General features: G+C 70.7%; 14 protein-coding genes. 1 reads left to right on the plus strand and 13 read right to left on the minus strand.

The genetic code is table 11. The annotated features are described in order from the left end of the window. Nucleotides 1-14: 14 nt before the first annotated feature. The 5 genes from ACFWPA_RS03000 to ACFWPA_RS03020 all read right to left on the minus strand — a co-directional run bounded on the left by ACFWPA_RS03000 (nt 15) and on the right by ACFWPA_RS03020 (nt 5,687). Complete coding sequence (locus ACFWPA_RS03000; protein WP_378509213.1) at nt 15-1,040, minus strand: adenylate/guanylate cyclase domain-containing protein; 1,026 nt, start codon at nt 1,038-1,040, stop codon at nt 15-17. Then, nucleotides 1,033-2,730 carry a dihydroxy-acid dehydratase gene (gene ilvD / locus ACFWPA_RS03005; RefSeq protein ID WP_378509214.1) on the minus strand — a complete coding sequence of 566 codons (1,698 nt, stop codon included), beginning with the start codon at nt 2,728-2,730 and terminating at the stop codon, nt 1,033-1,035. Before ilvD ends, ACFWPA_RS03000 begins: the two co-directional genes overlap by 8 nt. Continuing rightward, entirely contained in the window at nt 2,727-3,320 is a 594-nt protein-coding gene (locus ACFWPA_RS03010) for a TIGR03086 family metal-binding protein (RefSeq protein WP_378509215.1), read from the minus strand. The genes ilvD and ACFWPA_RS03010 overlap by 4 nt, the downstream gene beginning before the upstream one ends. Before the next feature lie 7 nt (nt 3,321-3,327). Further along, the gene (locus ACFWPA_RS03015) at nt 3,328-4,110 is read right to left on the minus strand and encodes a VOC family protein (RefSeq protein WP_378569613.1); all 783 of its coding nucleotides are present in this window, start codon (nt 4,108-4,110) and stop codon (nt 3,328-3,330) included. Nucleotides 4,111-4,238: 128 nt separating this feature from the next. Next, entirely contained in the window at nt 4,239-5,687 is a 1,449-nt protein-coding gene (locus ACFWPA_RS03020; RefSeq protein WP_378569614.1) for an MFS transporter, read from the minus strand. 156 nt (nt 5,688-5,843) lie between these two features. On the opposite strand from ACFWPA_RS03020, the gene ACFWPA_RS03025 reads away from it, so the two are divergent. Next, a complete protein-coding gene (locus tag ACFWPA_RS03025; protein ID WP_378509218.1) occupies nt 5,844-5,996 on the plus strand; it encodes a hypothetical protein in 153 nt (50 codons plus the stop codon). Nucleotides 5,997-6,072: 76 nt separating this feature from the next. On the opposite strand, the gene ACFWPA_RS03030 is transcribed toward ACFWPA_RS03025, so the two are convergent. The 8 genes from ACFWPA_RS03030 to ACFWPA_RS03065 form a co-directional block, all read right to left on the minus strand. Continuing rightward, nucleotides 6,073-6,921, minus strand: a complete 849-nt coding sequence (locus ACFWPA_RS03030; protein WP_378509268.1) for a 3-hydroxybutyryl-CoA dehydrogenase — start codon at nt 6,919-6,921, stop codon at nt 6,073-6,075. A 132-nt stretch (nt 6,922-7,053) separates the two neighbouring features. Then, the gene (locus ACFWPA_RS03035) at nt 7,054-7,494 is read right to left on the minus strand and encodes a hypothetical protein (protein ID WP_378509219.1); all 441 of its coding nucleotides are present in this window, start codon (nt 7,492-7,494) and stop codon (nt 7,054-7,056) included. Nucleotides 7,495-7,614: 120 nt separating this feature from the next. Then, entirely contained in the window at nt 7,615-8,277 is a 663-nt protein-coding gene (locus ACFWPA_RS03040) for a hypothetical protein (RefSeq protein ID WP_378569615.1), read from the minus strand. Nucleotides 8,278-8,461: 184 nt separating this feature from the next. Continuing rightward, nucleotides 8,462-10,213: a lipase family protein gene (locus ACFWPA_RS03045; protein WP_378569616.1), complete on the minus strand. Its 1,752-nt coding sequence runs from the start codon at nt 10,211-10,213 to the stop codon at nt 8,462-8,464. A 152-nt stretch (nt 10,214-10,365) separates the two neighbouring features. Next, nucleotides 10,366-10,665 carry a response regulator transcription factor gene (locus ACFWPA_RS03050; RefSeq protein ID WP_378569617.1) on the minus strand — a complete coding sequence of 100 codons (300 nt, stop codon included), beginning with the start codon at nt 10,663-10,665 and terminating at the stop codon, nt 10,366-10,368. Nucleotides 10,666-10,790: 125 nt separating this feature from the next. Then, nucleotides 10,791-11,900: a hypothetical protein gene (locus ACFWPA_RS03055; RefSeq protein WP_378509223.1), complete on the minus strand. Its 1,110-nt coding sequence runs from the start codon at nt 11,898-11,900 to the stop codon at nt 10,791-10,793. Beyond that, a complete protein-coding gene (locus tag ACFWPA_RS03060; protein WP_378509224.1) occupies nt 11,897-13,216 on the minus strand; it encodes a sensor histidine kinase in 1,320 nt (439 codons plus the stop codon). Before ACFWPA_RS03060 ends, ACFWPA_RS03055 begins: the two co-directional genes overlap by 4 nt. 25 nt (nt 13,217-13,241) lie before the next feature. Then, a complete protein-coding gene (locus ACFWPA_RS03065) occupies nt 13,242-13,655 on the minus strand; it encodes a response regulator transcription factor (protein WP_378569618.1) in 414 nt (137 codons plus the stop codon). Between the last annotated feature and the right edge of the window lie 172 nt (nt 13,656-13,827).

Genomic DNA, 13,827 nt, shown 5'->3' on the forward strand with positions numbered 1-13,827 from the left:
GGCCCGCGGCGAGGTCACCGGCGCAGCGCGTACGCCCGCAGTCGGTTGTAGCCGCGGACCCGGAGGGTCCGCAGCGACCGCAGCTGGACGTCGTCGGCCGCGCCGAGGGCCTCGGCCATCCTCTCGTCGACGAGCACCGTTCCCGGGCGCGCGGCGCTGGTGAGCCGGGCGGCGATGTTCACGACCGACCCGTGCACGTCGCCGAAGCGCACCAGCACCTCGCCGCGCGCGAGGCCGACCCGCAGGCTCGGCAGTTCCTCGGTGCTCGACGCCGCGTCCTGCAGTGCCAACGCAATCCGCGCACCGTCGGCGGGATCCTCGACCGCGAACAGCACCTCGTCACCGACGTTCTTGATCACCCAGCCGCGGTTCTGACCGATCACGTTCGTGACGGTGGATTCGAAGAACTCGAGCAGATCGGTCAGTTCGGTGATGTCGAGGCGCCGGGTCAGGCTCGTGTAGCCGACCATGTCCGCGAATCCGATCGTCAGCGTCCGGGTGTCGATGTCCTCACGTCGACTGTCGAGGAACCGTGCCGCGTGGGACGCGAGGTGCCGACGCCACGCGTACGACTGCAGCGCCTCCAGGGTCGGCAGCATCTGCTCCGCGACGAGGGTTGCCTCCGCCGCCACCGCGTGCACGTCGACGACTTCCTCGGGTTCGTGGTCGCGGATCCGCGCGACGATGTGCCCGTTGAGCAGGCCGAGCTGCCACTCCGCGAGTCGTGCGAACGACTGGCCGAGCGCGCGCGTCACCGGTACCTCCAAATCCGGATCGATGATGCCCCGGTCGACGAGGGAGGTGATCGACTGCAGCGCAGCGACGTCGGCATCGGTGAACATCGGCACATCCGGATTGGTGGCGTGCGCGAATCCCATTGCCACCCACAGGCGTTGCGCTCTCTCCAAGGGGATCCCGGCGAGCTCGGCGACCTGGTCGCGGGTGTACTTGATCTCCCCGCCGAGCAGATTGCGCTCCACCTCGGCCTGGATCATCGCGAACTCGAGGGCCTGCCGCCGTTCGCTCGACCGCTCAGCCACACACCGCTCCGTTCGACGCCGACCCGACGAGCTTCGCGTACTTGGCCAGTACCCCTCGGGTATACCGGGGCGGCAGCGGTTCCCAACCGTGTGCGCGCCGCGTCAACTCGGATTCGTCGATCAGCACGTCAAGGCGGCCGGTCGCGACGTCGAGACGGATCGTGTCGCCGTCCCGGACGAAGGCGATCGGTCCGCCGTCCACCGCCTCGGGCGCGACATGACCGACGCAGAGCCCGGTGGTGCCGCCGGAGAACCGCCCGTCGGTCAGCAGCAGCACGTCCTTGCCGAGCCCGGCGCCCTTGATCGCGGCGGTGATCGCGAGCATCTCCCGCATCCCCGGTCCGCCCTTCGGCCCCTCGTAGCGGATCACGACCGCGTCGCCCGCGGTGATCGTGCCGTCCTCGAGGGCGTCGAGCGCCGCCCGTTCGCGGTCGAAAACCCGTGCGGTACCGGTGAAGACGTCGGATTCGAAGCCGGCGGATTTGACCACCGCCCCGCCCGGCGCCAACGACCCGGACAGGATCGTGATGCCACCGGTCGGGTGAATCGGCGTGCTCATCGACCGCAGCACCTTGCCGTCGGGATCGGGCGGGGCGATGTCGGCGAGGTTCTCGGCGACAGTGCGGCCGGTCACCGTCAGGCAGTCGCCGTGCAGCAGCCCGGCGTCGAGCAGGGCCTTCATGACGACCGGGACGCCGCCGATGCGGTCGATGTCCTTCATCACGTACGCCCCGAACGGCTTGACGTCCGCCAGGTGTGGGACCCGCGCACCGACCCGCGTGAAGTCGTCCAGGGTCAGCGGAACCCCGGCCTCGTTCGCGATGGCGAGCAGGTGCAGCACCGCATTCGTGGAACCGCCGAACGCCATCACCACCGCAATCGCGTTCTCGAACGCCTCCGCGGTCAGGATGTCCGACGGCGTGATGCCGCGGCGCAGCAGCTCGACCACCGCCTGCCCGCTGCGGCGGGCGTAGCCGTCCCGCCTGCGGTCGGTGGCGGGCGGGGACGCCGAACCGGGGAGCGACATGCCAAGCGCCTCCGCGGCACTCGCCATCGTGTTTGCGGTGTACATGCCGCCGCACGCGCCCTCGCCGGGGCAGATTGCCCGCTCGATCGCATCGACGTCCGCGCGGCTCATCAGCCCGCGCACACACGCCCCGACCGCCTCGAACGCGTCGATGATCGTGACGTCCTTCTCGGTGCCGTCGGAGAGGGTCGCGGTCCCCGGCAGGATCGACCCGGCATACAGGAACACCGACGCCAGGTTCAGTCGCGCGGCGGCCATCAGCATCCCGGGCAGCGACTTGTCGCACCCCGCAAGCAGCACCGACCCGTCGAGACGCTCCGCCTCCATGACGGTTTCGACGCTGTCCGCGATCACCTCCCGGGACACCAACGAGAAGTGCATGCCCTCGTGGCCCATCGAGATGCCGTCGGAGACCGAGATGGTGCCGAACTCGAGGGGATACCCGCCCGCGGCGTGCACCCCGTCCTTGACGGCCTGCGCCAGCCGGTCCAGGGACAGGTTGCACGGGGTGATCTCGTTCCACGACGACGCGACACCGATCTGCGACTTGCCCCAGTCGTCGTCGCCCATGCCGACGGCCCGGAGCATCCCGCGCGCCGCGGTCTTCTCCAAGCCGTCGGTCACGTCCCTGCTGCGGGGTTTGATGTCGGGTTCGCTTGTCATCGCATACCTCCCGAAGTGCGCCCGGTCGCGGAGGGCCGCGGGTCGCGGCCGGTCAACGCGAGAAGCCGGTCCTGGGGCGACGCGTCCGCCGGTATCGGCACCGGTGTCGCGAACAGACCGCTGGCGGCGAGCAGGTCCCGCTGCTCGTCGAGGACATCCCACACCGCGGCGACGAGACCCGGATCCAGTTCCTCATCGGCGCCGACCGCGCGGGCCAGATCCCACGCGTGGATGGTGATGTCGGAAACCTGTTCGCGCAGATAGTGCTCCACCGTCGCCGTCGCGTAGGACAGGTGCACGGGCGCGGCCGGTGGTGCCGCGTTCCACGCGGCGATCGCCAACCCGGAGTGCAGTTGCCATTCTCGGCGCAGGTCCTCGCCGAGCGGCCGAATCCGGGACTCCGCCTGCTCGACGGTCAGACCCCCGAGAAGTGGCGGCACCCACTGCTGTTCGGTGACGACATGCCGGACCAGATCGGTGACGTCCCAGTCGGTGTCGGGGGTCGGGACGGACCACTCGGTGACCGCGGTGATGCGGGTGGAGAACTCGTGGTGGGCTCGCCGCAGCAGCGCGAGCCACTCCAGTGCCACGGCCGCCCTACCGTTGGGTGGGGTCGGGTCGTAGGACGCTGAACACCCCGCCGGTCGGATCAGCGAGCACGGCGATGCGACCAGCGCCGGCGACGTCGAACGGTGCGACGAGCACCGATCCGCCTGCGGTGGAGGCTGTTTCGGCAGCGATATCCGGGTCGTCGACGGCGAAGTAGACCTGCCAGTGCGCGGGGGCCTGCGCCAGGCTCGGTCGTGTGCACCCACCGATGTCCTCGCCGCCGGCGTGCAACACGAGGTACGACCCGCCCGGCATCGGCGTCGCGGTGTGCGTCATCCCCACCACGCTGCCGTAGAAGGCGAGCGCGGTCTCCGGTTCGGGGGTGACCAGCTCGGACCAGACGAGCGTCCCCGACTCCTTGTCCAGCGTGGCGCCGAGGTGCTGCCCGGACTCCCACAGGCCGATCACCGCCCCGGTCGGATCCGTCAGGAACGCCATTCGGCCCGCGTCCCCGACGTCGTCGGGCCCCATCAGGACCTGCCCGCCTGCGCTGACGGCCCTCGCGGTCGCCGCGGCGACATCCCCGGCGGCGAGGTAGGTGTTCCAGTGCGATGGCGTGCCGTCCGGGACGCCGGGTGGGTGCCCGCCGATCGCACCGACGGTGTGGCCGCGCAGGTGGGCCATCGAATAGACACCGCCGCCGGGATTGGGCATGTCCTCGAACTCCCACCCCAGCAGTCCGGTGTAGAAGTGCTTCGCGGTGGCCGGGTCGGCGGCGGACAGGTCGACCCAGCACGGGACGCCCTCCGGGTAGCGGGAACGTGTGGGCATCGGCGACGTCCTTTCGCGGTGGAAATTCGGTCCGGCTGGCCCGCCCGCACGAACGCCGGGCGCGCACCACCGTCCACGTTTCCAGCCCGCGGCCGGTTTGGAAAGGGGCAGTCGCGGCTCAGGCGTCGTCACGGCCGGTCGGTTTCGGGCCGCCGCGGGTCGAGGGTCGGTGCCGCGACGTCGCAGTGCGGGCGGCACTCGATCGAATCGGGTGCCGTCACGACGGTGCCCTGCCGCGGCAGGAGCACCGCTGCCAGGACGGCTCCCGCCAGCATCAGCCCCGCGCAGGCCAGCATCGCAACCCCGAATCCGTTCGAGAACGCCCGCACATCGGTGGTGCCGGTGATCCCCGCGAGCCCGGGAAGTGCCGCAACGGCGAGCAATTGCGCGGTGCGGGCGACGGCGTTGTTGACTCCCGACGCGATCCCGGAGCGTTCGGTGGGCACCGAGTTCAGCACCGCACCGGTGAGCGGCGCCACCAGCGTGGACAATCCGAGCCCGAACACCGTGACCGCGGGCAGGACGTCGGCGAGATACGAAGCGTCGGGGCCGATTCGGAGCATCAGCACGAGCCCGGCCGCACCGATGAGGGGACCGACTGTCATCGGCAGCCGCGGACCATGGTGCTGCGCCCAGCGGCCGGTCCGAGCGGACAACGCCAGCATCAGGACGGTGATCGGCAGCGTCGCGAGCCCAGCCGCGATCGGCGAGTAGCCGACGACGATCTGCAGCTGCAGGACGAGCAGGAAGAACACCCCGCCCAGCGCGGCATACACCGTCAGCGTGACGAGGTTCGCTGCGGTGAACACCCGGGATCGGAACAGGGACGGCGGGACCAGCGGCTCGGAGCCGCGCAGTTCCGCGGCAACGAACGCGGCGAACGCGGCACCGCCGACGATCAGCGGGGCGGCCTGCCCGGCGATCAGGCCGTAGGTGAGGAAGACGAGCGCGAGGACGCCCAGCGCGGCACCGGGAAGGTCGAGTCGTTCGGACGGGTCGGGGTCGCGGCTCTCGGGGACGTGCCGTACGGACACCCACACCACCGCCGCGGCGAGGGGGACGTTCAGCCAGAACACCGCCCGCCACGACGCGACCTCGACCAGCCATCCGCCGAGCAGTGGACCGGCCGCCGACGCGACACCACCGAGCCCCGACCACAACCCGATCGCGGTGCCGCGGTCGTCGGGTGCGATCGCCCCGGACAGCAGCGCGAGGCTGCCCGGGGTGAGCAGCGCCGCGCCGACCCCCTGCACGATCCGCGCCGCGACCAGCAGTTCGATGGTCGGGGCGAGGGCGCACACCACCGACGCCGCGGTGAACCAGACCGTTCCCCAGACGAAGACCCGGCGTCGACCGAGCCGGTCACCGAGGGCACCTGCCAGCAGGATCAGCGACGCCAGGGTCAGGGTGTATCCGCTGACCACCCACTGCAGGTCGGCGACGGAGGCGCCGAGATCCTCGCCGATCCGGGGGAGGGCGAGGTTCACCACCGTCGCGTCGAGCATCGCCACCGACGAGCCCAGCACCGTCGCGAGGATCACCGCCCGCCCGGTGCGCGTCCTCAGCGGGACCGTCATGGGTAGTGACGGTACGCCGCGACATTGACCTCACCCGGATTCAAAACCGCTGCCTGCGACGACGGGTGGGATCAGGCGTCGGCACACCGAATCGGGCGGTGCGGTCCGGTTACATACATCCCGCTCGCCCACTCACCCATCTCAAGGAGAAGTTCAATGGCAGTCGCACGTGCAACCCGCGCCGGATCGTCCGAGGATGACATCGCCCTCATCAAGCAGATCCAGCCGATCGTGTCCGGTGCTGGCACGATCATCGGCGGTCTCGGCGCGGTCCTCACCGTAGGTGCCGCCCTCGCCTCGCTCAGCTGACCCCCCGCGGCTGCGCCGCCCGTGCGTGATTTTCACCCCGGTCGGGGTGAAAATCACGCACGGTCAGCGGAGCTGACTACTGGTAGTCGTAGAAGCCACGGCCGGTCTTCTTGCCGAGACGGCCCGCATCGACCATGCGGCGCAGCAGGGCAGGCGGGGCGTAGTGCGGCTCGGCGAACTCGGCGTACAGCGACTCCGCCGCGGCAAGCGCGATGTCGAGGCCGACGGTGTCGAGCAGCGTCAGCGGGCCCATCGGGTAGCCGCAGCCGCCCTTCATCGCGGCGTCGATGTCCTCGGCCGAGGCGTAACCCGACTCGAGCATCCGCACCGCCTGGCACAGGTACGGGATGAGCAGCGCGTTGACGATGAACCCGGACCGGTCACCGGCCTGCACCGTGGTCTTGCGCAGCGTGTTCTTGGCGTAGTCGGTGACCGCGGCCGCGGTCTCCGGGGAGGTGACCAGGGTGGAGATGATCTCCACCAGCGGCATCACCGGCACCGGGTTGAAGAAGTGCACGCCGACCACCTGCGCGGGGCGCTGCGTTGCGCCGGCAACCTTGATCACCGGGATCGAGGAGGTGTTGGTGGCGAGGATGCCGGACGGCTTGACGATCCGGTCGAGCTTGCCGAAGATCTCGTACTTCAGCGCCTCGATCTCCGGGGCTGCCTCGATGACCAGGTCGCGGTCCGCGAACTCCTCAATGTCGAGGGTGACCCGGACCCGCGCGATGGCCGCATCGGCCTCTTCCTGGCTGATCTTGCCCTTGGCGACGCCGCGGGAGATCGACGACGCGATCCGCGCGGTGGCGGCGTCCGCGAACTCCTGCTTGGTCTCGAGGACCAGGACGTCGCTCCCGGCCTTCGCGCACACCTCGGCGATTCCGGCACCCATGGTGCCGCCACCGATCACTCCGATCAGCTGCACAGTCATCTCCAAACCTGAAAAGCTCGTCATGTTGTCAGGTCCATTCTGCTACGGACCGGTAACAACATCGCGGGCCACCCGCAGCTCGTTCCTGCGGATCCTCCAGGTCGGGTCCGTGGCCGGAGCCGATTCCTAGCTGCCGCTGCCGGGCCCGTCGCCCCGCCGCTCCACGTTCGCCCACCACCCGATGTTGTTCTGCAGCGGATCGACATCACTCGAGATGGTGTAGCCGGAAATGGAGCTGGGGAAGCAGCCGAACCACTTCGTCTCGATCCGCAGCTTCTCGCCCTGCTTCAGCATCGGGGTGAACTGCTGGGCGCCGTTGAACTCCTGAAGGGTCACGTTGGGCCAGTCCCGGCCGTGCGCGGTGACCTCCATCCACCGGACCATGTACCACGAGTCCACCCACGGATCGCCAGGCCGTCCGAACGCGCAGTAGACCCCGCCGGTCAGATCGAGATCGACGGGGCCCACCGGCGCTGCCTGCGCGGGAGCGGCGGCGACAACCCCGCCGGTGGCGATTCCGATCGCCGCGGCGCCTGCGATGGCGGCGCGAATCATCTTCTGCTTCATCCTCGCTCCTTCGGCTGCATCTCACACAGTGACCTCTGCTGGTGAATCGGCCGAGGGTGACGCCGTGTTACTCGAACCCCGACGGCGGAACCCAGCCGCACCCGGCGGATTGCCTTGCGGTCAGCGGATGTAGACCCAATGGCCGCCCGTGCACTGTTGCTTTCGCATGTCCGGGGTGTGCGTGATCGTGCCCTCCTCGTCGGGGCGGCACGGGCCGGCCACGGCTCCGCCGCCGCCCATCGTTCCCGGCGGGTTGGGCGGATCGTTCACGGCATCGAACTCGTCGGCGCAGGCCTGCGTCCACGGCGACCAGGATCCGTCGTCGTACACCGTCGCGCCACGGTTGTGGACGTTCTTGTCCGTTCCGCACCAGACGATCTGCGGGTTCGCCGGATCGGCGTTCGGATCCGGTTGCGGCGCATCCGGATAGGGATTGGGGCAGATGTCGCCGACGCAGTCGTACGGGTTGGGGTCGACGTACTGTCCCGGATCGTTCCCGCCATCTTCCTGGCCGACACCGGGCGGTTCGGTCGCCTGCTCGACACCGGGCGGTTCGTTCACCACCTCGGTCGCGCCCGCCGCGCCGGCACCGCCGCTGGCTCCCACCGACACCGGTGGCTCGGCGACAGCGGACAGCGCCGGGGCAGCGGACGGCGCAGGGGCAGTGGTCGACGCCGAGGCGGTGATGGTTGTTGCCGCAGGTGATGCGCTCACCGCCCCGTCGTCGTTCGGCGCGTCGCCGTCGGCGCACCCCGCCACCACAAGTCCGAAGGCGACCGCCAACACCGCAATGGTCCTTCTCATAACCCACCCCCATATCGAGACTGCATCGACCCTGATACCTGGAACTCGAATGTCCAGGATCGAGATCGCCCGCCTCCGCGCCGGTGTTACACAGCGCGATCCGCGGAACATCGGTGCTGGCAGGGGGTTCCGCAGCCCGGTCGACGTCGGGGCCTCGCGCGCCTCAGAACTGCCGTTCGGTCCAGGCCAGCAACTCGGGGATGAACCCGGAGTCGTCGGCGACCAGTCCGATGTGGTCACGATCGGGGTACGTGCGGTAGTCGACCTCCCATCCCTCGCGGCGTTTGGCGTCCACGAAGCCGGACTGCATGGCCGGGGTGACGAGCGGATCGGTCTCGCCCTGCGCCAGCAGCAGCGGCACGGAAAGCGGGCCGGCGGGGATGTTCTCGGCGAGCCGCCGACCGAACGCGCCGAGCGTCGGATCCTGCCGGAGGTACGGCCCGTCGCCGGACATCGACAGCGCCGTCAGTGCCGATGCGACCACGCCGGGCTCGGACAGGCACCGGGTCGACATCTCCCGGAGCAGGGTCCGTGCGGCAGGCCGGACATAGCTGTCGGGATCGATGTCCGGGTACACGGCGGGGTAGGCGGCGAGCACATACGACGCGAAGAGGCTGCCGCCGGTGATCCCCGGCAGCGCCCCGACCAGACCGACGAGATCACTGGCCGGTGCCATCGCCGCGACCGCGACCACCCCGGCATCCGGCGCGTAGCTCGGCGCGAGGATCCCCGTCCAGAGTGCGGCGTGCCCGCCCTGCGAATGCCCCCACACCACGGTCCGGTCCGACAGGTGCACGCCGTCCAGCTGTCGGGCAGCCAGGACGGCGTCGAGCACCGACCGGGCCTCGCCCTGCCCGATCAGGTACGGGTGCGAGCCCTCGGTGCCGAGCCCCACATAGTCGGTGGCGACCAGGGCCCAACCGCGGTCCAGCAGCGCGGATTCGGCGGGCAGGGCACCGGACTCGAATGGTGCTGGCACCAGGCTGGGCGCGCACTGCCTGCCATAGCCGGTGGTGCCGTGCGCCCACGCGATCACCGGGCGGGGGCCGGCCGGTGCGCCCCTGCCTACCATCACGATTCCGCTGGCGAGCGCGGGCGCACCCTCGTCGCGGGTGGTGGTGTAGAGGATGCGCCACGCGATGGCGTCGTCGGGCACGTCGCGGGTGAACGGTTCGACCCGCAGCAGTGCCCCCGGCTCGGCGGGGACGCTGGCAGGAGCGGTGTAGAACGCGTCGACCGTTGGTGTGCCGGTGCGCATCTGATGGCCGAGCACCGCCGTACCGATGGCGAGGGCGAAGGCGAGTGTGGCCGCGACGGTCCGGCCGAAGCGCGCGACGGGCCGCCGCACCGGTGGCGCGTCGGACCGGTCGGGGCGGCCGGTGACGCCCGCCCAGATCCGCGTCACCCCGAACACGACCGTGCGGATCCCGAACAGTAGGGACACGACAAGCAGCGTCACATCCGGCCAGAACCAGGCAACGGCGCCGAATACGATGTCCGCCGACCCGAACAGCACGGTGGCGGCGCGTTCATCCGCGTCGCCGCGCAGGACCCGGACGAGCCGGGTGACGCCACTGCACACCAGGGCGACCGCGACGACCGGGGCGAGAAGGCCGATGGTGTGGCCGAGCCACCCCACGATCGCGATACCGAGCAGGATCCATGCCACACCGAGGACGCGGCCGGTACGCGGAGTCGCTGACCGTGACGCCGCCATCAGGTCGCTGACACCGGTGGTGACGCAGGCCGCGCCGATCAGGATCCCGAGGAGGGTGAGGGACGTGAGGGGGCGGGTGAGCAGCGCCAGCCCGAGCGCCGCGCACCCGACGCCGAGCAGGATTGACACCCAGCGCGGGGTCCGGTCGAGGAGTTCGACCGTCCGCCGGAGCGGTCGGCGTGAGGGGGACACGGTCATCGGTCGATCCTTGCGCATCGCCCTCCCCGGAGCGCCGCGAGGCGGGTATCGAGGCGGTCGTGTCGGTGGCGGCGCACTTCCGATGCGGCCGGATAACTGGACCGGGAGGGTTTCCGGCGGTGCCGAGCGGTCAGGCCTGCGCCGGAGCCGGGTCAGAGCTCGTCGAGCGAGATCAGTTCGTCCTGGATGGCGCGGGCGACGAGCGCGGCCTTGGTGGTGGCGCGCCGATTCACCGCGGCGTACTTGGCGCGGATCCGGGAAAGATGGGTGTTGACGGTGCCGAGGGACAGGAAGAGTTCGGCGGCAACGGTGTTCTTGGAGTCGCAGCGGAGCCAGGCGACCAGCACCTCGACCTCCCGCGGCGAGAGACCCGGCCTCCGGAGCGGGCGGGCAACGGCGGTGTGTTCGGCCGAGCCGGGTCGATGGGTGGTGGCGGCGAGGGTTGCGGTCATCGATGTCCTCAGGTGGTGCGCCGTCGGGGCGTGTCCCACCGGAACACGCATGGCTGAGAGAATTCTAGGAGTTAGCCGTCGGGCCGCCGAGACGAGAATTCTGGGGGCAGGACAGCTGCCCAAGTTTAGGCGTCAACGATGGTCCGGACAGCCTGATAGTCGCGGTCAGGGACGTCGCCGTTACGGACCTCCGCCCGCACGGCACCGGCGGCGTCGAACTCGAGCCGACGCACCCACTCGCCCTCCTCGACGACGATCGTCGCGACGGTGTCGCGGCCGGGCGGCAGCGCGCGGGCGGTGAGGGTGCCGCCCGCGGTGGCATCGAGTTCGTCGACCAACGCGACCCGGACCCGGTCGGTCAGCGTGTCGTCGGTGAGCCCGCCGTCGTCGAGCAGGATCACCCTGGTGCCGCGGTGCCGGGCCGCCGCGGTCGCCCGGCGGAGGGGTTCGTCGTCCGCGAACACCGGCGCCCGCAGGGTGTCCCGCAGTTGTTCCTTGAGGACGATGCAGCGCAGTCGGGCGTCCTCATCGAACGCGGTACCAGCGGCCGCGGCCTCGAGAACTGGCCTGGCCGACGCGTCGAGCGCGCGCAGTTGCCGGTCGCGTTCGGTGGTGGCGGCCTCGGTCATCGCCTCGTCCGCGGCCCGGTCGCTCTCCCGCTCACGCAGTGTGAACACCGTGAAGGCCATCGGCCGGACCGTGACCGCAACCAGCACCGAGATCAGGACCGGGGCCAGGATCACCGCGGACATCCGGGCGACCGCACCCCAGTCCTGGCCGGTCAGCGCGCCCCACAGGGTGAAGGTGAGCATCGTCGACACCGCACCGAGGCAGGACAGCGCCATTCGCCCGCGGACCGACATGAAGCAGAGGATGACCGTGACCGGCCGCATGTGCCAGATGTCGCTCATGATCCAGCCGTGCGCGGGCAGTTGTGGCAACACCAGCAGGCACGCGACCGGGCCGAGCCCGGCCAGGATCGCGGCGGTCGGCAGTGGCAGCGGATCGCCAGCGACGCCGACGATCGCGAGGGCACCCGCGGTGACCAGCAGCAGGGCGGCCAGGACCGGCCACACCTGCTCGACGTCGTCGAGATAGGTGACCGCGCGCAATCCGGAGCTGAGGCAGAACACGACCGCGACGACCTTCGCGATCGGCCGATCCATCCACAGCAGGGTGCGGATGTCCCGGGCCGCGACATCACGCGCGGCGCCGGGCCGGGTCGGTGCGGTCACGTCGCCGCCGACCACAGCAGGGTGACCTGAGTGCCGTCGCCTGGCGCGGAACGGAGGTCGACGGTGCACCCGTCCGCGGTCGCCATGCGTTCCCGGATGCTCATCGTGATCCCGAGTTGGTATCCGGGCACCTGACCCGGATCGAAGCCGCAGCCGTTGTCGGCGACGATGACGCGCACCCCGTGCTGGTCGGCGTCGATCGCGACGAGGCGGTCCGCGGCGCGCGATGCGGTGTCGGCGTGCCGGACGCTGTTGCGCAGTGCTTCCGCGGCCGCGGACGCGATGGCCCGCGCGGCGAGCCGTGGCACGGTGAGCGCGGCAGTGTCGATCTCGACCTCGACGGGGACATCGCCATCCACCTTCACGAGGGCGGCGCGGATCAGCCCGACCGCGGTGTGGATGTCGAGCCCCTCGTCGGCCACCGTGCTGTCACGCAGCGCGTCGAGTTCGGCGACGGCGATCGCCGCCTGCTCACTCATTTCGGGGGTGGCGCCCTGCCGGGCCAGACCCAGCAGCACGGACATCACCCGATCGTGGATGAGGGCGTGGAAGCGGCTGCGTTCGACATCCTGCGCGGCGTGGGCCGCCGCGGTGCCGGAGCGCGACACGGACACCTCGACGGCCCGGTCCAGTGCGCGTCCGGTCTGGACCGCCGCGATCGTCGCGACGACGAACAGGCCGCAGAACACCAGGGTCGACGCGATCTCGACCGGCAGCACCACGTGCTCCTGACCCGCCCTGGCGACGTAGCGGACCACCTCGGCGGCGCTCACCGCGGCCGCCAGGTACATCAGGCTGGTCCTTGGTCGCCAGCGGAGTGCCGCCGCCATCGTGATCAGGCCGGGGAAGGTGGTCACCCAGATGTCCCGGTTCGGCGGGATGTGCCCGTCGGCGACGAGGGGAAACCACAGCAGTCCGAGCAGGTAGCCGATCGCCGCCGCGCTCGCGCTGCGGCGGATCCAGCGTGTGTCGGCGGCGCGGCTCGCAGGCAGCAACGCGAGGAGCGGGACGAGGACGAGGGCGCCGGTGGTCACCGTCCACCAGACCGGGACGATCGACAGGGCGACGGCACCGGGGGCGAGCAGGACGCCGAACAGCAGCCCGGCGGCGCCAAGGAACCGGGCGAAGGTGCGCACGATGCGGTCCTCGGCGGTGCCGAGTCGGTGCGTCGGTTTGGTGCCGCGGCGCGGCGCGGCGGGGTCGGCGCGGTCGATGCCGGCTCCGGGGCGGCGGTTAACCTCGGAGCCGGTCCGGTCGGGCGGGTCGGCATCGGCGGGGGGCCGCGCGGCGAGGCCGGGGTCGGCGGTGACGCTCATCCGGGGTGGCCGAACGGGGCGCCGGTCACAGCTCGTCGAGGGAGATCAGCCCGTCCTGCACGGCCCGGGCCACCAGCGCCGCCTTCGTCGGGGCGGAGCGGCCGACCTCGCGGTACTTGGTGCGGATCCGCGCGAGATGGGTGTTCACGGTGCCGATGGACAGGTAGAGGTCGGCGGCAACGGTGTTCTTGGAGTCGCAGCGCAGCCAGTGCAGCAACACCTCGACCTCGCGGGCGGACAACTGCGGGCGGCGCCGCATCCGGGTGCCGTGCGAGGCCACGGCGTGCGACGGTGAATGGACGAGATGGTGATTCAGCGCAGCGGTCATGTCGCCCCCTGGAGAAAGTGGATGGAGGGCTCGACCCCGCGTTCCGAGCCCTCGGTGACTCGAATCTAGGTGCCGTGCCCCCGGTGCACCAGCCGCGACTTCCGTGCCCATGAAAATGGGGGCAGCTGACTTCCGTCCGGGTCACGCAGGCCGGTCGCGCTCCGGAACGTGTCGTACCCCCGCAGTAGACTTCGAACATGAGTTCGGGGGCTGCGGGGTCGGTGGAGCGGGTGGACGAGCACCTGTCCGCCCTCGACGCCGCCGTCGACCGTCTCCTCGGAGA

Origin of the sequence: Rhodococcus sp. NPDC058505, assembly GCF_042720095.1 — a bacterium.
Classification (GTDB): Bacteria; Actinomycetota; Actinomycetes; order Mycobacteriales; family Mycobacteriaceae; genus Rhodococcus_G.

What these genes read in the sequence shown, in the direction of transcription:
- ACFWPA_RS03015 (WP_378569613.1), bottom strand. Translation starts at nt 4,110, where the DNA reads ATGCCCACACGTTCCCGCTACCCGGAGGGCGTCCCGTGCTGGGTCGAC.
- ACFWPA_RS03025 (WP_378509218.1), top strand. Translation starts at nt 5,844, where the DNA reads ATGGCAGTCGCACGTGCAACCCGCGCCGGATCGTCCGAGGATGACATC.
- ilvD (WP_378509214.1), bottom strand. Translation starts at nt 2,730, where the DNA reads ATGACAAGCGAACCCGACATCAAACCCCGCAGCAGGGACGTGACCGAC.
- ACFWPA_RS03045 (WP_378569616.1), bottom strand. Translation starts at nt 10,213, where the DNA reads ATGACCGTGTCCCCCTCACGCCGACCGCTCCGGCGGACGGTCGAACTC.
- ACFWPA_RS03065 (WP_378569618.1), bottom strand. Translation starts at nt 13,655, where the DNA reads ATGGGCACGGAAGTCGCGGCTGGTGCACCGGGGGCACGGCACCTAGAT.
- ACFWPA_RS03035 (WP_378509219.1), bottom strand. Translation starts at nt 7,494, where the DNA reads ATGAAGCAGAAGATGATTCGCGCCGCCATCGCAGGCGCCGCGGCGATC.
- ACFWPA_RS03060 (WP_378509224.1), bottom strand. Translation starts at nt 13,216, where the DNA reads ATGAGCGTCACCGCCGACCCCGGCCTCGCCGCGCGGCCCCCCGCCGAT.
- ACFWPA_RS03050 (WP_378569617.1), bottom strand. Translation starts at nt 10,665, where the DNA reads ATGACCGCAACCCTCGCCGCCACCACCCATCGACCCGGCTCGGCCGAA.
- ACFWPA_RS03020 (WP_378569614.1), bottom strand. Translation starts at nt 5,687, where the DNA reads ATGACGGTCCCGCTGAGGACGCGCACCGGGCGGGCGGTGATCCTCGCG.